At 61.0% G+C, this 18,664-nt stretch carries 9 protein-coding genes, 2 tRNA genes, 3 rRNA genes and 1 pseudogene; 5 read left to right on the forward strand and 10 right to left on the reverse strand.

Annotated elements, in window-relative coordinates:
• Positions 1-19: 19 nt before the first annotated feature.
• The gene (locus WS51_RS09350; RefSeq protein WP_059450158.1) at positions 20-931 is read right to left on the reverse strand and encodes a LysR family transcriptional regulator; all 912 of its coding nucleotides are present in this window, start codon (positions 929-931) and stop codon (positions 20-22) included.
• Positions 932-1,070: 139 nt separating this feature from the next.
• On the opposite strand from WS51_RS09350, the gene speB reads away from it, so the two are divergent.
• Together speB and WS51_RS09360 are read left to right on the forward strand one after the other, a co-directional pair.
• Positions 1,071-2,027 carry an agmatinase gene (gene speB, locus WS51_RS09355; RefSeq protein ID WP_059450159.1) on the forward strand — a complete coding sequence of 319 codons (957 nt, stop codon included), beginning with the start codon at positions 1,071-1,073 and terminating at the stop codon, positions 2,025-2,027.
• Positions 2,028-2,080: 53 nt separating this feature from the next.
• A complete protein-coding gene (locus tag WS51_RS09360; RefSeq protein ID WP_059450160.1) occupies positions 2,081-3,406 on the forward strand; it encodes an MFS transporter in 1,326 nt (441 codons plus the stop codon).
• A 149-nt stretch (positions 3,407-3,555) separates the two neighbouring features.
• Here the strand turns inward: WS51_RS09360 and metE are convergent, their stop codons facing one another.
• Positions 3,556-5,850, reverse strand: a complete 2,295-nt coding sequence (metE, locus tag WS51_RS09365; RefSeq protein ID WP_069228997.1) for a 5-methyltetrahydropteroyltriglutamate--homocysteine S-methyltransferase — start codon at positions 5,848-5,850, stop codon at positions 3,556-3,558.
• Positions 5,851-5,977: 127 nt separating this feature from the next.
• Between metE and WS51_RS09370 the strand changes: the two genes are divergently transcribed.
• Together WS51_RS09370 and WS51_RS09375 are read left to right on the forward strand one after the other, a co-directional pair.
• Positions 5,978-6,862, forward strand: a complete 885-nt coding sequence (locus tag WS51_RS09370; protein ID WP_069228998.1) for a LysR family transcriptional regulator — start codon at positions 5,978-5,980, stop codon at positions 6,860-6,862.
• A 250-nt stretch (positions 6,863-7,112) separates the two neighbouring features.
• Positions 7,113-8,705, forward strand: a complete 1,593-nt coding sequence (locus tag WS51_RS09375) for an inorganic phosphate transporter (protein WP_059543554.1) — start codon at positions 7,113-7,115, stop codon at positions 8,703-8,705.
• A 313-nt stretch (positions 8,706-9,018) separates the two neighbouring features.
• On the opposite strand, the pseudogene WS51_RS32490 reads toward WS51_RS09375, so the two are convergent.
• Positions 9,019-9,132 (reverse strand): annotated as a pseudogene (locus WS51_RS32490) (hypothetical protein); the annotation flags it as partial.
• A gap of 139 nt (positions 9,133-9,271) precedes the next feature.
• Here WS51_RS32490 and WS51_RS09380 point away from each other — a divergent pair.
• A complete protein-coding gene (locus WS51_RS09380; RefSeq protein ID WP_059942914.1) occupies positions 9,272-10,015 on the forward strand; it encodes a 2OG-Fe(II) oxygenase in 744 nt (247 codons plus the stop codon).
• 253 nt (positions 10,016-10,268) lie between these two features.
• Here WS51_RS09380 and WS51_RS09385 read toward each other — a convergent pair whose 3' ends face one another.
• From WS51_RS09385 to WS51_RS09415, 7 genes are all read right to left on the reverse strand, one after another.
• A complete protein-coding gene (locus WS51_RS09385; protein WP_060117889.1) occupies positions 10,269-11,693 on the reverse strand; it encodes a DHA2 family efflux MFS transporter permease subunit in 1,425 nt (474 codons plus the stop codon).
• Between the two features lie 635 nt (positions 11,694-12,328).
• Positions 12,329-12,441, reverse strand: a 5S ribosomal RNA gene (rrf, locus tag WS51_RS09390).
• A gap of 133 nt (positions 12,442-12,574) precedes the next feature.
• A 23S ribosomal RNA gene (locus WS51_RS09395) occupies positions 12,575-15,455 on the reverse strand.
• 354 nt (positions 15,456-15,809) lie between these two features.
• Positions 15,810-15,885, reverse strand: a tRNA-Ala gene (locus WS51_RS09400).
• Positions 15,886-15,925: 40 nt separating this feature from the next.
• Positions 15,926-16,002: transfer RNA gene (locus WS51_RS09405), tRNA-Ile, on the reverse strand.
• A gap of 63 nt (positions 16,003-16,065) precedes the next feature.
• A 16S ribosomal RNA gene (locus WS51_RS09410) occupies positions 16,066-17,598 on the reverse strand.
• The 16S, 23S and 5S rRNA genes sit together here with 2 tRNA genes alongside, the layout of an rRNA operon.
• Positions 17,599-18,110: 512 nt before the next feature.
• A complete protein-coding gene (locus WS51_RS09415) occupies positions 18,111-18,662 on the reverse strand; it encodes a phosphonate degradation HD-domain oxygenase (protein WP_059449084.1) in 552 nt (183 codons plus the stop codon).
• Between the last annotated feature and the right edge of the window lie 2 nt (positions 18,663-18,664).

The following is an 18,664-nucleotide window of genomic DNA, read 5'->3' on the forward strand; positions in this document are numbered from 1 at the left end:
ACGCGCGACGCACGCGACCTCACACGACGTCGGGCGACTGGTGCGCGCGCTCGAGATCCTCGAGAAACGCTTCGACGAGCGGATCGCCGCGCCCGTCGCGCGCCACGACCATGTGGAACGTGACCTCGTAATGCAGCCGATCCGGATTGAGCGGCGCGAGGAGCCCCTGCGTGACATACGGCGCCGCGAAGTGCTGCGGCAGGTAGCCGAGGTGATGGCCTGACAGGATCAGCAACGCGACCGCTTCCATGTTGTCGGCGGTCGCGGTCACGCGATCGGGCGTCGTCGACATCTGCGCCTCCGGCAGCGGATACGAGCGCCACGCCCATTCGAATCCGGCGACGTCGGCCGGCGTGAGCGCACCGGCGCGTTCGAACAGCGGATGGCCGCGGCCGCAGTACGCGACCTGGCGCTCGATGAACAGCGGCGTGTAGTGCAGCGTCGGCACGCGATGCCAGAAGTAGCCGACCGCGATCTGAATCTCGCCGCTCAGCAGCTTTTCCTCGAGATCGCCCGGCGCGCGCACCGAGATCGAGAAACGCACGGCCTCGTCTCGTGTGCGGAACGCGGCGATCGCCTCGGCGATCCGCGCGTTTTGGCTCACCGGCGTATGGCCGATCAGGCCGATGTTCAGCGTACCGACCAATTGGCGGTCCATGTGCCGCGCCGCCATCCCGAATTCGTCGAGCGCGGCGAGCAGCTTGCGGCTCATCGCGTGGAACCGCTCGCCCTTCGGCGTGAGCCGGAACCCGCTGCGGCCGCGCTCGCAGAGCCGGTAGCCGAGCCGCGTCTCGAGCGACGACAGTTGCGCGCTGATCGTCGACTGGCCGACGTTCAGCATCGCCTGGGCGGCCGACACGCCGCCCGCGTCCGTGACCGCGAGAAACACGCGGATCAACCGCAGATCGAGGGTCGACAGATTCCCCAGCACGCTATTCCCCTTCCATACATCGATGAAAATCGATGTTTACGTCGATATCTTCGCATTCTTCTTTCCGGCCGGACGCGTAAAACTATGCGCCAGGCCGCGTCGAATGATACGGCAACCCCACATCGGAAGAGACAAGCCCATGAACGACCACACCCATTTCCAGCCGCTCGGCGGCAATGAAATGCCGCGCAGCGGCGGCATCGCGACGATGATGCGCCTGCCGCACGTGGCGAGTGCCGCCGGCCTCGACGCGTGTTTCGTCGGCGTGCCGTTCGACCTCGGCACCTCCAATCGCACCGGCGCGCGCTTCGGCCCGCGCCAGATCCGCACGGAATCCGTGCTGCTGCGCCCGTACAACATGGCCACGCGCGCCGCGCCATTCGATTCGCTGCAGATCGCCGACATCGGCGACGTCGCGATCAACCCGTACAACCTGCACGATTCCATTGCGCGCATCGAGACCGCATACGACGCGATTCTCGCGCACGACTGCAAGCCGATCACGCTCGGCGGCGACCACACGATCGCGCTGCCGATCCTGCGCGCGATCCACCGCAAGCACGGCAAGGTTGCATTGATCCACGTCGATGCACACGCCGACGTGAACGATACGATGATGGGCGAAAAGATCGCGCACGGCACACCGTTCCGCCGCGCGGTCGAGGAAGGCCTGCTGCACGGCGACAAGGTCACGCAGATCGGCCTGCGCGGCACCGGCTACGCCGCCGAGGATTTCGACTGGTGCCGCGAGCAGGGCTTCCGCGTGGTGCAGGCCGAGGAATGCTGGAACAAGTCGCTCGCGCCGCTGATGGAAGAAGTGCGCGCGCGCATCGGCGACACGCCGGTCTACATCAGCTTCGACATCGACGGCATCGATCCGGCCTACGCCCCGGGCACGGGCACACCGGAAATCGCGGGCCTCACGGTGCCGCAGGCGCTCGAGATCATCCGCGGCGCGAGGGGGCTGAACATCGTCGGTTGCGATCTCGTCGAAGTCGCGCCGCCGTACGATCCGTTCGGCACCACGGCCCTGCTCGGCGCGAACCTTGCCTACGAGCTGCTATGCGTGCTGCCCGGCGTCGCGTACCGCGACTGATCCCGGCGCACGACCTATTCCAAATCAGAGGATTCCAGAGGAGCACACAACAGATGGGGACTGCCATCAAGCAACCGAAGCGGGCGGCGCTCGCTTCGTTCGTCGGCACCACGATCGAGTGGTACGACTTCTACAGCTACGCGACCGCCGCGGCCATCGTGTTCGGGCCGCTGTTCTTTCCCGGCGAGAGCCGTTTCGTCAGCCTGCTTGCGTCGTTCGGCTCGTTCGCGGTCGGCTTCTTCGCGCGGCCGCTCGGCGGCGTGATGTTCGGCTATCTCGGCGACCGCTTCGGCCGCAAGCGCTCGCTGCTCGCGACGCTGATGCTGATGGCCGTGTCGACGGTCGCGATCGGCCTGCTGCCGACCCATGCGCAAGCGGGCGTGATCGCGCCGATCCTGCTGGTGCTGATGCGCGTGCTGCAGGGCATCGCGGTCGGCGGCGAATGGGGCGGCGCGGTGCTGCTCGCCGGCGAGCATGCGCCCGAAGGCAAGCGCACGTTCTTCGCGTCGTTCGCGCAGCTCGGCAGCGCGAGCGGCCTGATCCTGTCGATGCTCGCGTTCGGCGCGATCAGCACGCTGTCGAAGGACGACATGATGAGCTGGGGCTGGCGCGTGCCGTTCCTCGCGAGCGCCGTGCTGCTGGCGGTCGGCTTCGTGATCCGCGCGAGCGTGTCGGAGTCGCCCGAATTCGAGGAAGTCAGGAAAAGCGGCAACACCGCGCGCAACCCGGTCCGCGAGGCGCTCAAGTACTGGCCGCTGCTGCTGCTCGCGATCGGTGCGAACGTGTACGGGATCGCCGGCGTGTACTTCAGCAACATCTTCATGATCAGCTACGCGACGCAGTTCCTGGCGCTCGACCGGTCGATGGTGCTGCATTGCATGACCATCGTCGCCGTGCTGCAGTTCGTCGTGCAACTCGCGGCCGCGTTCATCGCGCAGCGCTTCGGCACGACGCGCGTGCTGCTGATCACCGGCGCCTGGGCCGCGATCGTGCCGTTCGTGATGCTGCCGCTCGTGCACATGGGCACGCCGTTGTCCATCACGGTCGGCGTCGGCCTCGCGACGCTCGCTGAATCCGGCTACTACTCGGTGGTCGCGGGCTTCGTCAGCGGCATCTTCATCGCACGCATCCGTTACACGGCGATCTCGATCGCATACCAGGTGTGCGGTGCGATCGCCGGCGGCCTCACGCCGCTCGTCGCCACGCTGATCGCACAGAACACCGCGCCGCAATGGTGGCCGCTCGCGATCCAGTACACGAGTGCCGCCGTGCTGTCGTCGGTATGCGTGTGGCTGATCTCGCGCCGCGTCAGCATCGACGATGCCGACGCACCCGGCAAGGTCGACGAAGCGTTGCCACGCGACGCACGCACCGCGTAATCTCGCGCAACGGGCAGGCGACATAGCCTGCCCGTTTGCATTGCGCGTATCGCGGTACGCCGCAACGGCCTCGCCTCCGTGAACATGCCGGTCGCCTGCTCTGCCGCCCGAGCGTCGATCGCGACGACAGGCGGGCGGCATTCGCGGCGTTATCGCACCTGGCTGCGCAGCGTCTTCGCGGCGGCGACCATGTTCGTCAGCGCCGGAATCACTTCCGCCCACTGGCGCGTCTTCAGCCCGCAGTCCGGGTTCACCCACAGGCGCTCGGCCGGAATCCGCTCGGCCGCCTTCTTCATCAGGCCGACGATGTGATCCTGCGTCGGGATGTTCGGCGAATGAATGTCGTACACGCCCGGCCCGATTTCGTTCGGATACCTGAAGCTGTCGAATGCGTCGAGCAGTTCCATGTCCGAGCGCGACGTCTCGATCGTGATCACGTCAGCGTCCATGTCGGCGATCGACGCGATGATGTCGTTGAATTCCGAATAGCACATGTGCGTATGGATCTGCGTATCGTCCTGTACGCCGTTCGCGGTGATGCGGAACGATTCGACCGCCCACTTCAGGTACTCGCCCCATTGCGCGCGACGCAGCGGCAGCCCTTCGCGCAACGCGGCCTCGTCGATCTGGATCACGCGCACACCGGCCTTCTCAAGATCGAGCACTTCGTCGCGGATCGCGAGCGCGAGCTGATAGCACGACACCGAACGCGGCTGGTCGTCGCGCACGAACGACCAGTTCAGGATCGTCACCGGGCCGGTCAGCATGCCCTTCATCGGCTTGTTCGTCAGCGACTGCGCATACGCGATCCATTCGACCGTCATCGCCTTCGGCCGGCTGATGTCGCCGAACAGGATCGGCGGCTTCACGCAGCGCGAACCGTACGACTGCACCCAGCCGAACTGGCTGAATGCGTAGCCGTCGAGCTGCTCGCCGAAGTATTCGACCATGTCGTTGCGTTCGGCCTCGCCGTGCACGAGGACGTCGAGTTCGAGCGATTCCTGCTCGCGCACGCTGCGCTCGATTTCCGCCTGCATCGCCTTGCGGTAACCGGCTTCGTCCAGCGCGCCTGCCTTGAACCGGCTGCGCGCCAGGCGAATCTCGGCGGTCTGCGGAAACGAGCCGATCGTCGTCGTCGGGAACGCCGGCAGGTTCAGGCGCGCCGACTGTTTCGGCGCGCGCTGCGTGTACGGGCTCGCGCGGTTGCCGAGCCGCGCGTCGATGCGCGCAATCGCGGCCTTCACCGCGGGGTTGTGCACGCGCGGCGAGCGACGGCGCGCTTCGATCGCGGCAGCGTTTGCGGCGAGCGCGTCGGCCACCTTGTCGCGGCCTTCGTTCAGCGCGGTCGCGAGCACGTTCAGTTCGTCGAGTTTCTGCAGCGCGAATGCGAGCCACGCGCGGATCTCCGGATCGAGCTTCTCCTCGCTCGCGAGATCGACCGGCACGTGCAGCAGCGAGCACGACGGTGCGAGCCACAGGCGCTCGCCCAGTTGCTTCGCGAGCGGCTCGAGCCAGTCGAGCGTCGCGCTCAGGTCCGTCTTCCAGATGTTGCGGCCGTTGATCGCGCCCACCGACAGCACGCGGTCGGACGGCAGTTCGCGCACGAGTACGTCGATTTCGTCGCGGGCGTTGATCGCGTCGATGTGCAGGCCGTCGACCGGTAGCGAGGCCGCGAGGGTGAGGTTTTCCTTCAGTTGACCGAAGTACGTAGCGAGCAGCAGCTTGATGCGGCGCGTCTCGAGTGCGTCGTACGCGGTGCGCAGCGCCACGCGCCATTCGGCGTCGAGTTCCGTCACGAGGATCGGTTCGTCGATCTGCACCCATTCCACACCCTGCGCGGTCAGCGTGTCGAGCAGCGCGCCATATACCGGCAACAGCTTCGGCAGCAGCGCGAGGCGATCGGAATCGTCCTTCGCCTTGCCGAGCCACAGATACGTGACAGGCCCCAGAATCACCGGCTTCGCGGCCACGCCCTGAGCCTGTGCTTCCGCCAATTGCTGAAGCAGGCGCGACGGATCGAGCGAGAAGTTCGTGTCCGCGTGGAATTCCGGCACGATGTAGTGATAGTTCGTGTCGAACCACTTCGTCATTTCACCGGCCGCGACACCGCCGCAGCATGCCGCATGCTCTTGCGCCGACTGTGCGGAACGGCCGCGCGCGACGCGGAAATAGTTGTCGAGGGCATCGCCGTGGAAGTCCTGCACGCGCTTGGGCAGGTTGCCGAGCGTGAAGCTCATGTCGAGCACTTGATCGTAGAACGCAAAATCGCCGATCGGTGCGAGATCAAGGTCGCGTTGGTCGTGCCAGTGCCGTCGACGCAGTTCGGCGCCGAGCGCCTTCAGTTCGTCGCGCGACGATTCACCCTTCCAGTAGCGTTCGAGACCGAACTTGAGTTCGCGCTTCGCGCCGATGCGCGGAAAACCGAGGTTGTGTGTCGTAACCATGAAGCTGCCATCCAGAAGAAATTGAAGATCCGGCAGCCATCATAGGGATTTCATCTCATGAAATAAAATGGCATTATTTCATTCATCCATTAAATCTGTTCATGTATCCGTTGGGTGAACGATCGCCATGCTGGAACGATTCCATCTCGTCGTGATTCGCGAAGTCGAGCGCCAGGGTTCGCTGACGGCGGCCGCCAATGCGCTGCATCTCACGCAATCGGCGCTCAGCCATACCGTCCGAAAAATCGAGCAGCAACTCGGCACGCCGATCTGGGATCGCGAAGGACGCGGCCTGCGGCTCACGCAGGGCGGGCAGTATCTGCTGAAGCTGGCGAACCGGCTGCTGCCGCAGTTCGAACTCGCCGAGGAGCGGATGAAGCAGTACGCGAAGGGCGAGCGCGGCACGCTGCGCATCGGGATGGAGTGCCATCCGTGTTACCAGTGGCTGCTGAAGGTCGTGTCGCCGTATCTGTCACGCTGGCCGGACGTCGACGTGGACGTGAAGCAGCGTTTCCAGTTCGGCGGCATCGGCGCGCTGTTCGGCCATGACATCGACGTGCTCGTGACGCCCGACCCGCTGAACAAGCCGGGGCTGCACTTCGATCCCGTGTTCGATTACGAGCAGGTGCTGGTAGTCGCGGATGCGCATCGGTTCGCGAACGCCGATTACGTGATGCCCGAGCAGCTGACCGACGAGGTGCTGATTACCTACCCGGTCGAGACCGACCGGCTCGACATCTACAACCAGTTCCTGACGCCGGCCGGCATCGTGCCGCGGCGCCACAAGTCGATCGAGACGACCGACATCATGCTGCAGATGGTGGCGAGCGGGCGCGGCGTGGCCGCGTTGCCGAGGTGGCTTGCCGACGAATACGCGGACCGGATGCCGGTCGTGCCGGTCAAGCTCGGCAAGAAGGGCATCATGAAGCAGATCTTCCTCGGCATCCGCGACGCGGACGCGTCGATCGACTATCTGGCCGCATTCGTCGCGCTGGCGCGCGAATCCACGTGAAGCGCACCACGCATGCTGCGCTAGCCGCGCTCGCGCATCGCGTACTTCCGGCGGTCCGCATGTCGGTGCACAGACTGGTTGGTGTTCACTATATGGACAACGACACGAGCCGTGCACGACACGTCGAGCCACGGCGTTACGGCACGTCACCTTACACATCCGTAAGACCATGATTCGTCATCCGTACTGTCATCAAACTGACTGCTAGCAAAAGCTAGGATCGGACGCGGTTCCCTTACGAGATGCCGTCATGAATCAACCTGCTTCGTCCGCACAGAACAATTCGGCTTCCGTCGAACGCACCAGGCAGGTCGGCTACGCCGTGTTCCTGCTGGTGCTCGTGTTCGGCGCCGGCTATATCGCCACGCACCTGGTCGCCGATCTGGCGCCGGTCCGCGAAGGATCGCTGTTCCCGTACCTGATGCTTGGCGCCGCGCTGCTGATCGCGCTCGGCTTCGAATTCGTCAACGGCTTCCACGACACCGCGAACGCGGTGGCCACCGTGATCTATACCCACTCGCTGACGCCCAACGTCGCGGTGATCTGGTCGGGCATGTGGAACTTCCTCGGCGTGATGGTCTCGAGCGGCGCCGTCGCGTTCGGGATCCTGCAGTTGCTGCCCGTCGAGCTGATTCTGCAGGTCGGTAGCGGCGCAGGCTTCGCGATGGTATTCGCGCTGCTGATCGCCGCGATCATGTGGAACCTTGCGACCTGGTATTTCGGGTTGCCGTCGTCGAGCTCGCATACGCTGATCGGGTCGATCATCGGTGTCGGTCTGATGAACCAGTTGATGCACGGGCCGTCCGGCACGAGCGGTGTCGACTGGGGTCAGGCGCTTGGTGTCGGCAAGTCGCTGCTGTTCTCGCCGATCGTCGGCTTCCTGTGCGCCGCCCTGCTGCTGCTCGTGCTGAAAGCGCTCGTGCGGATTCCCGAGCTGTACCAGGAGCCGCCGAAGGATCAGCCGCCGCCGTTCTGGATTCGCTGCCTGCTGATCCTCACCTGCACGGGTGTGTCGTTCGCACACGGATCGAACGACGGGCAAAAAGGGATGGGCCTCATCATGCTGATCCTCATCGGCACGGTGCCGACCGCGTATGCGCTCAACAAGGCCGTCACGCCGACCGAAACGCAGACCTTCGTCGCCGTCGCGAACCAGGCTGCCGCGACGTTCGGGAAGTACACGAACGGCGTCGCGCCGTCCACTAACCCGCGCGCCGACGTCGAACACTACGTGCAGCATCGCGAACTGACGCCCGCCGTGCTGCCTGCCGTGCAACAGCTGTCCACGTCGCTCGCGACCGCGGTCGGCGCGTCGGGGTCGATGGCGGCGGTGCCGCAGCGCGACGTCGACAACGTGCGCAACACGATGTATCTGGTATCCGAAGCGATTCGCCTGATCGAGAAATCGGGGCAGCCCGCGTTCGCAGCCGACGACAAGCTCGCGATCGACAACTACCGCAAGCAGCTGGACCACGCGACGAAGTTCATTCCGACGTGGGTGAAGGTTGCCGTTGCGATCGCACTGGGCCTCGGCACGATGGTCGGCTGGAAGCGGATCGTCGTAACCGTCGGCGAGAAGATCGGCAAGCAGCATTTGACCTATGGTCAGGGCGCGTCGGCCGAACTCGTCGCGATGCTGACGATTGGTGCTGCCGACGTATACGGGCTGCCCGTGTCGACGACGCACGTGCTGTCGTCGGGCGTCGCGGGCACGATGGCCGCGAACGGATCCGGGCTGCAGTGGAGCACGGTGCGCAGCCTCGTGCTCGCATGGGTGCTGACGCTGCCCGCGTCGATCGTGCTGGCAGGCGGGCTCTACTGGTTGTTCCGGTCGGTGGCTTGATCGGGCATATGGTGGGTGGCCGGTGAAAGCTGGCTGCCTGCCGTGGAAGGTTTCGCTGTTGTTTGTCCGCTCGCTTCTGCGCTTCTGCGCCTCTGCGCCTCTGCGCCTCTGCGCCTCTGCGCCTCTGCGCCTCTGCGCCTCTGCGCCTCTGCGCCTCTGCGCCTCTGCGCTTCTGCGCTTCTGCGCTTCTGCGCTTCTGCGCTTCTGCGCTTCTGCGCTTCTGCGCTTCTGCGCTTCTGCGCTTCTGCGCTTCTGCGCTTCTGCGCTTCTGCGCTTCTGCGCTTCTGCGCTTCTGCGCTTCTGCGCTTCTGCGCTTCTGCGCTTCTCCGCTTCTCCGCTTCTCCGCTTCTCCGCTCCGACATGTTTCGGCATTCGCTGCGGCCGTGCCACGCCCGTGCCTTTTCCGCCTTTCCGGATTGGAGCGCAAGATCTGGAGCGCGCCCGCACACGGACGCCGCTAGACTGAGTTCATCAACTTTCATCGTGGCTTCGACCGTGCACGCGACGCTTGCGAGCGTTTCGCTCTGTCGCACGGCGCCACATCGCTGACGAACCGAGGTACGCCCGTGAATATCGCCCATCTGCAACCTGCCGTCGAATCGACGGACATCGTGCAACGCGTCGACGCAATCGACTGGGCGACCGTCGATGTCGAGCTCGATCGTTACGGATGCGCACGCATACCGGGCCTGCTCTCCGCCAGCGAGTGCGACGCGCTCGCGTCGCTCTATCCGCAGGATGCGCTCTATCGTTCACGCGTCGTGATGGCACGGCACGGATTCGGGCGCGGCGAATACAAGTACTTCGCGTACCCGCTGCCTGCACTCATCGCCGAGCTACGCGCGACGCTCTACCCGCACCTCGCACCGATCGCGAATCGCTGGAATCAGGCACTCGGGATCGACGTCCGCTATCCGAAAGAACACCGCGCATTCCTCGATCGCTGCCACGCGGCGGGACAGACACGACCAACGCCGCTGATCCTGCAATACGGCCCCGATGACTACAACTGTCTGCATCAGGACCTGTACGGCGAGCATGTCTTTCCGCTTCAGATCGCGATCCTGCTGTCCGCACCCGGCAGGGATTTTACGGGCGGCGAGTTCGTGCTGACGGAACAGCGACCACGCATGCAGTCGCGCGCCGAAGTGGTGCCGCTGACACAAGGCGACGCAGTGATCTTCGCCGTGCATGGCAGGCCGGTGCAGGGCACGCGTGGCGTCTACCGCGTCAACTTGCGCCATGGCGTGAGCAGAATCCGAAGCGGTCATCGCCATACGATCGGCATCATCTTCCATGACGCGCAGTGACGGGCTGCGGCGTGCAACTGATGTGTCGCACGATTCGCCATGCGGATCAGTTCACGCGACCGACACCGTGCGTCATTGCGCGACGATCGTTGTGTCGTGCCGCCGCCGCACGGTCAGCGCATCACCGGTGGTAGCGGACGACGGGCACACTGCCCTTCAGACGATCGTCGCCATGACGGATCGCCGTTTCGGGTGTGTGAGCAAATACAGAAGCCTTCACCCGTCACGTCGCCAATGCAATGAGAAATCCGGCTTACCCGCGGGCTGCTTTTGCGCGCAGGCGATCGCCGGCATTGGAAGCCAGCCGCGCGTAGCCGGGCAACGTCAAAAGCGCAAGCACGCCCGCCGCAACAAATGCCCAGCGGAAATCGTCGAGCACGTAGTGCATGCCGGCCGCGTCGCCACGCACCAACGCCGCCAGCCGCAGCGACAACGCACCGAACGCGATGCCCATTCCGATCGTCATCTGCTGAGCGGCGCTCCACAGCGTGCTGGCCGCGCTCGTCTGCCTAGCCGGAATATCTGCATACGCGAGCGTCGCGAGCGTCGTGAACTGCATCGACCGCGTGAGCCCATAGACGAATACGACGAACAACGTGATCGCCAGCGGCGTCGACGCCGTCAGCCAGCCACACGCGATCGTGAAGAGTCCGACGAGCGTCACGTCGACGAGCGCAACGCGCCGGAAACCGAATCGGTCGAGGATCCACGACGTTCCCGCCTTCATCCCGAGATTGCCGAGCGCGCTTGCGAGCAGCAGCAGGCCGGACTGGAATGGCGACATCCCGAAGCCGATCTGGAACAGCAGCGGCAGCAGATACGGCACGGCGTTGATCGCCATCCGCGTGACCGAGCCGGTGATCACCGTCACGGAAAATGTCGGCACCTTCAGCGTCGAGAAATCGAGCAGCGGATGTTCACATCGTTGCGCGTGCATCCATGCGGCGATACCGAACAGCACGCTCGCGCCCACCAGAATACCCGCGCGTTTGAAGTCGACGTCCTGCTGGCCAGCCGCTTCGGTACCGATCAGCAGAGAGGTCAGCGCAGCGCCTGCCAGCACGAACCCGACCCAGTCGAGCGGTCGCTGCTCGTCGGCGCGCGTATTCCGGACGATCAACCAGGTACAGACGATCGCAGCAATGCCGAACGGGACATTCAGCAGGAAGATCCAGCGCCACGACGCGTAGGTCGTGATGAAGCCGCCGATGGGAGGCCCGACGACCGGCGCGACGATGCCCGGCCACGTGATCGTCGCGATTGCGCGCATCAGCCTCGCCTTCTCGGTGCTGCGCACGACGATCATCCGACCGACCGGCACCATCATCGCCCCGCCGACACCCTGCAGCAGGCGCGCGGCCGTGAACGTCATCACGCCCTCGGACAATCCGCATAGCACCGATGCGCCGGTGAATACGACGATGGCAGTGGAAAACACGGTGCGAGAGCCGTAACGATCGGCGATCCAGCCGCTGATCGGGATGAACACCGCGAGCGCGAGCATATAGGCCGTCATTCCCAGGCTGAGCGCATTCGGCCCGACGCCGAACGAGCGCGCCATTTGTGGCAGTGCGGTCGCAATCACGGTCGTGTCGAGATACTCCATGAAGAACGTTGCGGCGACCAGATACGGCAAGAAGTCGGTCGTCCGACCACCTTGGGCGGGGCTGTCAGTCATGAACGATGTAAAAGACGGAATACCGAGGATGCCGAGTGCCGACAGATTCAAACGAGCGCCGGGAATCGGAACGAATGGCGATATTACCCTGAAGGTCTGGTTGCCCGCTTTGTCGGGCGTATCGCGCAAATGGACTTTATGCGCATAGATTTTTATGACGAAATCATTCTGCGTCGACCGAATCGTCCACAGAATAGGTCGACGCAACGGGTCGACTGAAGAGGAGGTCATTCGGACATTTTTGCCGGGACCAGCGTTGATCGCCGATCATTGATCAACGTCGCGCATCGTCGGCCATTACGACAGCATTGCTGTATGCAGCAACACGGGTTGAACGCTGACTGTAGGCCGATTGGCCCGCTCAGGCGGCGGGTGTGCAGAATATCTCAGTGACGCTAAGAGGAAGATTGCTCGAGAACTGGGGTACTGCGGACCAACGACATCGGTGGCCGGTCGCTGTGTGGCCGGAACTTGCAGCGATTAAGGCGGGGATGGGTTCGGGATGATGAAGCCCGGATTCGGGGGTGCGCCGCTCGAGCGACACGTGGGGAGGTTTGGTTACCTCCGCGCGCATTTGCGCCGCTCAAATGCAAAAACCCCCGCCTGTTTGGGCGGGGGTTTCTGGCTTGAGGGGAGCCTGACGATTACCTACTTTCACACGGGAATCCGCACTATCATCGGCGTAGAGTCGTTTCACGGTCCTGTTCGGGATGGGAAGGGGTGGGACCGACTCGCTATGGTCATCAGGCAAAGGGGGTTGTCCTGCTGGCGTGGCCAACAGAACCAATCCTGGAAGAAGCAGTAATCTTGAGTTGTGTGTATCACACACGAGAATCCAACTTGTCCGACGCGCTCATCTTGGCGCGAGACAGACTTGTTATAGGATCAAGCCTTACGGGCAATTAGTATCGGTTAGCTGAACGCATTACTGCGCTTACACACCCGACCTATCAACGTCCTGGTCTCGAACGACCCTTCAAGGGGATCTAGTCCCCGGGGATATCTCATCTTAAGGCGAGTTTCCCGCTTAGATGCTTTCAGCGGTTATCTCTTCCGAACATAGCTACCCGGCGATGCCACTGGCGTGACAACCGGTACACCAGAGGTTCGTCCACTCCGGTCCTCTCGTACTAGGAGCAGCCCCCTTCAAATATCCAACGCCCACGGCAGATAGGGACCAAACTGTCTCACGACGTTTTAAACCCAGCTCACGTACCTCTTTAAATGGCGAACAGCCATACCCTTGGGACCGGCTACAGCCCCAGGATGAGATGAGCCGACATCGAGGTGCCAAACACCGCCGTCGATATGAACTCTTGGGCGGTATCAGCCTGTTATCCCCAGAGTACCTTTTATCCGTTGAGCGATGGCCCTTCCATACAGAACCACCGGATCACTATGACCTGCTTTCGCACCTGCTCGACTTGTCGGTCTCGCAGTTAAGCACGCTTATGCCATTGCACTATCAGCACGATTTCCGACCGTACCTAGCGTACCTTCGTACTCCTCCGTTACGCTTTGGGAGGAGACCGCCCCAGTCAAACTGCCTACCATGCACTGTCCCCGACCCGGATCACGGGCCAAGGTTAGAACCTCAAACAAACCAGGGTGGTATTTCAAGGACGGCTCCACCGAAACTAGCGTTCCGGTTTCATAGCCTCCCACCTATCCTACACAGATCGGTTCAAAGTCCAATGCAAAGCTACAGTAAAGGTTCATGGGGTCTTTCCGTCTAGCCGCGGGTAGATTGCATCATCACAAACACTTCAACTTCGCTGAGTCTCGGGAGGAGACAGTGTGGCCATCGTTACGCCATTCGTGCAGGTCGGAACTTACCCGACAAGGAATTTCGCTACCTTAGGACCGTTATAGTTACGGCCGCCGTTTACCGGGACTTCAATCAAGAGCTTGCACCCCATCATTTAATCTTCCGGCACCGGGCAGGCGTCACACCCTATACGTCCACTTTCGTGTTTGCAGAGTGCTGTGTTTTTATTAAACAGTCGCAGCCACCAGTTTATTGCAACCCCTTCACCCTCCTGGCGCAGGCCAGTCAAGCTACAAGGGCGTACCTTATCCCGAAGTTACGGTACCAATTTGCCGAGTTCCTTCTCCCGAGTTCTCTCAAGCGCCTTAGAATACTCATCTCGCCCACCTGTGTCGGTTTGCGGTACGGTCATCGTTAGACTGAAGCTTAGAGGCTTTTCTTGGAACCACTTCCAATTGCTTCGCTCCCGAGGGAGCTCGCGCCACACCCTTGAATTACGCGCCCGGATTTGCCTAAGCGCCTTCTCCAATGCAGCGACCGGGACTTCCAACACCCGGACAACCTTCCGCGATCCGTCCCCCCATCGCATCTAACGACGGTGCAGGAATATTGACCTGCTTCCCATCAGCTACGCATTTCTGCCTCGCCTTAGGGGCCGACTCACCCTACGCCGATGAACGTTGCGTAGGAAACCTTGGGCTTACGGCGAGGGGGCCTTTCACCCCCTTTATCGCTACTCATGTCAGCATTCGCACTTCCGATACCTCCAGCACCCTTTACAAGGCACCTTCGCAGGCTTACGGAACGCTCTCCTACCATGCGTGCAAGCACGCATCCGCAGCTTCGGTATATAGCTTAGCCCCGTTACATCTTCCGCGCAGGACGACTCGATCAGTGAGCTATTACGCTTTCTTTAAAGGGTGGCTGCTTCTAAGCCAACCTCCTGACTGTTTTAGCCTTCCCACTTCGTTTCCCACTTAGCTATATTTGGGGACCTTAGCTGGCGGTCTGGGTTGTTTCCCTCTTGACACCGGACGTTAGCACCCGATGTCTGTCTCCCGTGATTGCACTCTTCGGTATTCGGAGTTTGCTATGGCGGGGTAATCTGCAATAGACCCCCCAACCATGACAGTGCTCTACCCCCGAAGGTGAGACACGAGGCACTACCTAAATAGTTTTCGGAGAGAACCAGCTATTTCCAGGTTTGTTTAGCCTTTCACCCCTATCCACAGCTCATCCCCTAACTTTTCAACGTTAGTGGGTTCGGACCTCCAGTACGTGTTACCGCACCTTCATCCTGGCCATGGATAGATCACCTGGTTTCGGGTCTACGCCCAGCAACTGAACGCCCTATTCGGACTCGCTTTCGCTACGCCTGCCCTATACGGTTAAGCTTGCTACTGAACGTAAGTCGCTGACCCATTATACAAAAGGTACGCCGTCACCCCTTACGAGGCTCCGACTGTTTGTATGCATGCGGTTTCAGGATCTATTTCACTCCCCTCCCGGGGTTCTTTTCGCCTTTCCCTCACGGTACTGGTTCACTATCGGTCGATCACGAGTATTTAGCCTTGGAGGATGGTCCCCCCATCTTCAGACAGGATTTCACGTGTCCCGCCCTACTTGTCGCACACCTAGTTCTTTCATACTGTTTTCGCCTACAGGGCTATCACCTGCTATGGCCGCACTTTCCAGAGCGTTCGGCTAACAATACAAATAAAGAGTGCAAGGCTCATCCCATTTCGCTCGCCACTACTTTGGGAATCTCGGTTGATTTCTTTTCCTGCGGTTACTTAGATGTTTCAGTTCACCGCGTTCGCTTCGCATGGCCTATGTATTCAGCCATGGATACTCCATACGGAGTGGGTTTCCCCATTCGGACATCTACGGATCAAAGCTTGTTTGCCAGCTCCCCGTAGCTTTTCGCAGGCTACCGCGTCCTTCATCGCCTGTGATCGCCAAGGCATCCACCACATGCACTTGTTCGCTTGACCCTATAACGAGTCTGTCTCATCGACAGTCGCTACAGGTTGAGTTCTCGCGTTGTGCCGTATTCCAATTGAGTCGAACAATGAAGTTCGAATCATCTTGAGATACATCGATACAATCACAACCCGGATAGTTTCCACGTCCATCTCAAAGACGCTTCCGCTATCCAAATTACTTACTTCTTCCAGATTGTTAAAGAACGACAGCCGATATGGTGTTACTCATATCACTCTGACTGGCTCAATCGCCAATGGGTAAGATTCGATTCGTTCTCTCGAACCCAATCAAACATTATCCATTGGGGCTCCCTTCGGGAGTGAGATGCTCGTAAGCGCTAAAGCGCTAACGATCATCGCAATTGGTGGAGGCAGACGGGATCGAACCGACGACCCCCTGCTTGCAAAGCAGGTGCTCTCCCAGCTGAGCTATGCCCCCATTGAGTACAGATACCCTCAGGTGTACTACCGCCAGACAATGGTGGGTCTGGTTGGATTCGAACCAACGACCCCCGCCTTATCAAGACGGTGCTCTAACCGACTGAGCTACAGACCCCTGAGTCTGTCTTTAATTTACAGCCGATAAGCGTGAGCGCTCAACTTTGCGAGATAGCTCTGGAAAGGAGGTGATCCAGCCGCACCTTCCGATACGGCTACCTTGTTACGACTTCACCCCAGTCATGAATCCTACCGTGGTGACCGTCCTCCTTGCGGTTAGACTAGCCACTTCTGGTAAAACCCACTCCCATGGTGTGACGGGCGGTGTGTACAAGACCCGGGAACGTATTCACCGCGGCATGCTGATCCGCGATTACTAGCGATTCCAGCTTCATGCACTCGAGTTGCAGAGTGCAATCCGGACTACGATCGGTTTTCTGGGATTAGCTCCCCCTCGCGGGTTGGCAACCCTCTGTTCCGACCATTGTATGACGTGTGAAGCCCTACCCATAAGGGCCATGAGGACTTGACGTCATCCCCACCTTCCTCCGGTTTGTCACCGGCAGTCTCCTTAGAGTGCTCTTGCGTAGCAACTAAGGACAAGGGTTGCGCTCGTTGCGGGACTTAACCCAACATCTCACGACACGAGCTGACGACAGCCATGCAGCACCTGTGCGCCGGTTCTCTTTCGAGCACTCCCGCCTCTCAGCAGGATTCCGACCATGTCAAGGGTAGGTAAGGTTTTTCGCGTTGCATCGAATTAATCCACATCATCCACCGCTTGTGCGGGTCCCCGTCAATTCCTTTGAGTTTTAATCTTGCGACCGTACTCCCCAGGCGGTCAACTTCACGCGTTAGCTACGTTACTAAGGAAATGAATCCCCAACAACTAGTTGACATCGTTTAGGGCGTGGACTACCAGGGTATCTAATCCTGTTTGCTCCCCACGCTTTCGTGCATGAGCGTCAGTATTGGCCCAGGGGGCTGCCTTCGCCATCGGTATTCCTCCACATCTCTACGCATTTCACTGCTACACGTGGAATTCTACCCCCCTCTGCCATACTCTAGCCTGCCAGTCACCAATGCAGTTCCCAGGTTGAGCCCGGGGATTTCACATCGGTCTTAGCAAACCGCCTGCGCACGCTTTACGCCCAGTAATTCCGATTAACGCTTGCACCCTACGTATTACCGCGGCTGCTGGCACGTAGTTAGCCGGTGCTTATTCTTCCGGTACCGTCATCCCCCGACTGTATTAGAGCCAAGGATTTCTTTCCGGACAAAAGTGCTTTACAACCCGAAGGCCTTCTTCACACACGCGGCATTGCTGGATCAGGCTTTCGCCCATTGTCCAAAATTCCCCACTGCTGCCTCCCGTAGGAGTCTGGGCCGTGTCTCAGTCCCAGTGTGGCTGGTCGTCCTCTCAGACCAGCTACTGATCGTCGCCTTGGTAGGCCTTTACCCCACCAACTAGCTAATCAGCCATCGGCCAACCCTATAGCGCGAGGCCCGAAGGTCCCCCGCTTTCATCCGTAGATCGTATGCGGTATTAATCCGGCTTTCGCCGGGCTATCCCCCACTACAGGACATGTTCCGATGTATTACTCACCCGTTCGCCACTCGCCACCAGGTGCAAGCACCCGTGCTGCCGTTCGACTTGCATGTGTAAGGCATGCCGCCAGCGTTCAATCTGAGCCAGGATCAAACTCTTCAGTTCAAACCTGTTACTGTTTTCGGTTCTTTCGAACCGGTCGCTCACTCAAAGCTGACAGGAATATGAATCACTTCATAAACCTGACTTACTTTAGTGTGAGACTCTTGATACTTTTGCTATCTGATCCGAGGATCAGCTCGCCGCCATCAAGCGCCCACACTTATCGGCTGTTAATTTTTAAAGAGCATTTCTGCGGGAAACCTGGAGTTTCCCAACAGCGCTGCGTTTTCAGCAGCAGAGAAGCGAGATTATGAACCGCGTTTCTCGGTTCGTCAACAACTTTTTGAACTGCTTCGTTGCGACGACCGGGGTTCAACTTCGTGTGCGTCGGCGGCTCTACAACCAGCCCAACCGCACCGCTTCCCTTCTTCCTCCGCGCCGTGTTGCCGTTAGCGCGAAAGAGGCGTGATTCTATGCACCTCACGGCAATCGCGCAAGGGGTTTCGAAAAAAATATAAGGCCTCGCATGCGGCCCGCATGCGAGGCCTTATATAGAGATAGAGGCAGCCCAGCCGTCAGGCCATACGCGCCTGACGCGCCACGATCTCCATATAGTGATCGAGACCAGGCGTCACCTTGCCCTCTTCCTTCGCGGTATCGTCCCAGCGGCGCAGGCGGAGCGCATCTTCCGCGAACGGGCGCTGCAGGAACGCGGCCGTTTCCGCTTCACTGAAGATGCCGCCCTGCAGCGCGAGGCTGCGCACCGAATCCGGCGACAGGCTCTCGAAGTAGCCGGCGTCCGTGCGGCACAGGCAACGCTTGGCGTCGACGTGCAGCCGGATCGGCTCCAGCACTGCGTCCGAAAACAGCGGCCGGAGGAACGGCAGCACGTAATACTGATGCAGGTCGTCGATGCCCCGCGCGCTCGGCGTCTCGCCCTGCCGATTCAGCAGATGGCCAAGATCGTGCAGGAACGCGGCCGCAACCAATGCTTCGTCGGCGCCCGCCTCCTCCGCCAGCAACCCGCTCTGCAACGCATGCTCCAGTTGCGTAACAGGTTCGCCGCTATATGCGACGTGGCCGTGCTCGCGATACAACCCGTGAATCTCTTCCACCGTCAATGCCATCC

The organism is Burkholderia territorii, from assembly GCF_001718335.1.
Classification (GTDB): domain Bacteria; phylum Pseudomonadota; class Gammaproteobacteria; order Burkholderiales; family Burkholderiaceae; genus Burkholderia; species Burkholderia territorii.

Excerpts from the sequence above, each read along its gene's own strand:
- speB (WP_059450159.1), top strand. The coding sequence starts at position 1,071 with ATGAACGACCACACCCATTTCCAGCCGCTCGGCGGCAATGAAATGCCG.
- WS51_RS09360 (WP_059450160.1), top strand. The coding sequence starts at position 2,081 with ATGGGGACTGCCATCAAGCAACCGAAGCGGGCGGCGCTCGCTTCGTTC.
- metE (WP_069228997.1), bottom strand. The coding sequence starts at position 5,850 with ATGGTTACGACACACAACCTCGGTTTTCCGCGCATCGGCGCGAAGCGC.
- WS51_RS09370 (WP_069228998.1), top strand. The coding sequence starts at position 5,978 with ATGCTGGAACGATTCCATCTCGTCGTGATTCGCGAAGTCGAGCGCCAG.
- WS51_RS09375 (WP_059543554.1), top strand. The coding sequence starts at position 7,113 with ATGAATCAACCTGCTTCGTCCGCACAGAACAATTCGGCTTCCGTCGAA.
- WS51_RS09385 (WP_060117889.1), bottom strand. The coding sequence starts at position 11,693 with ATGACTGACAGCCCCGCCCAAGGTGGTCGGACGACCGACTTCTTGCCG.
- WS51_RS09415 (WP_059449084.1), bottom strand. The coding sequence starts at position 18,662 with ATGGCATTGACGGTGGAAGAGATTCACGGGTTGTATCGCGAGCACGGC.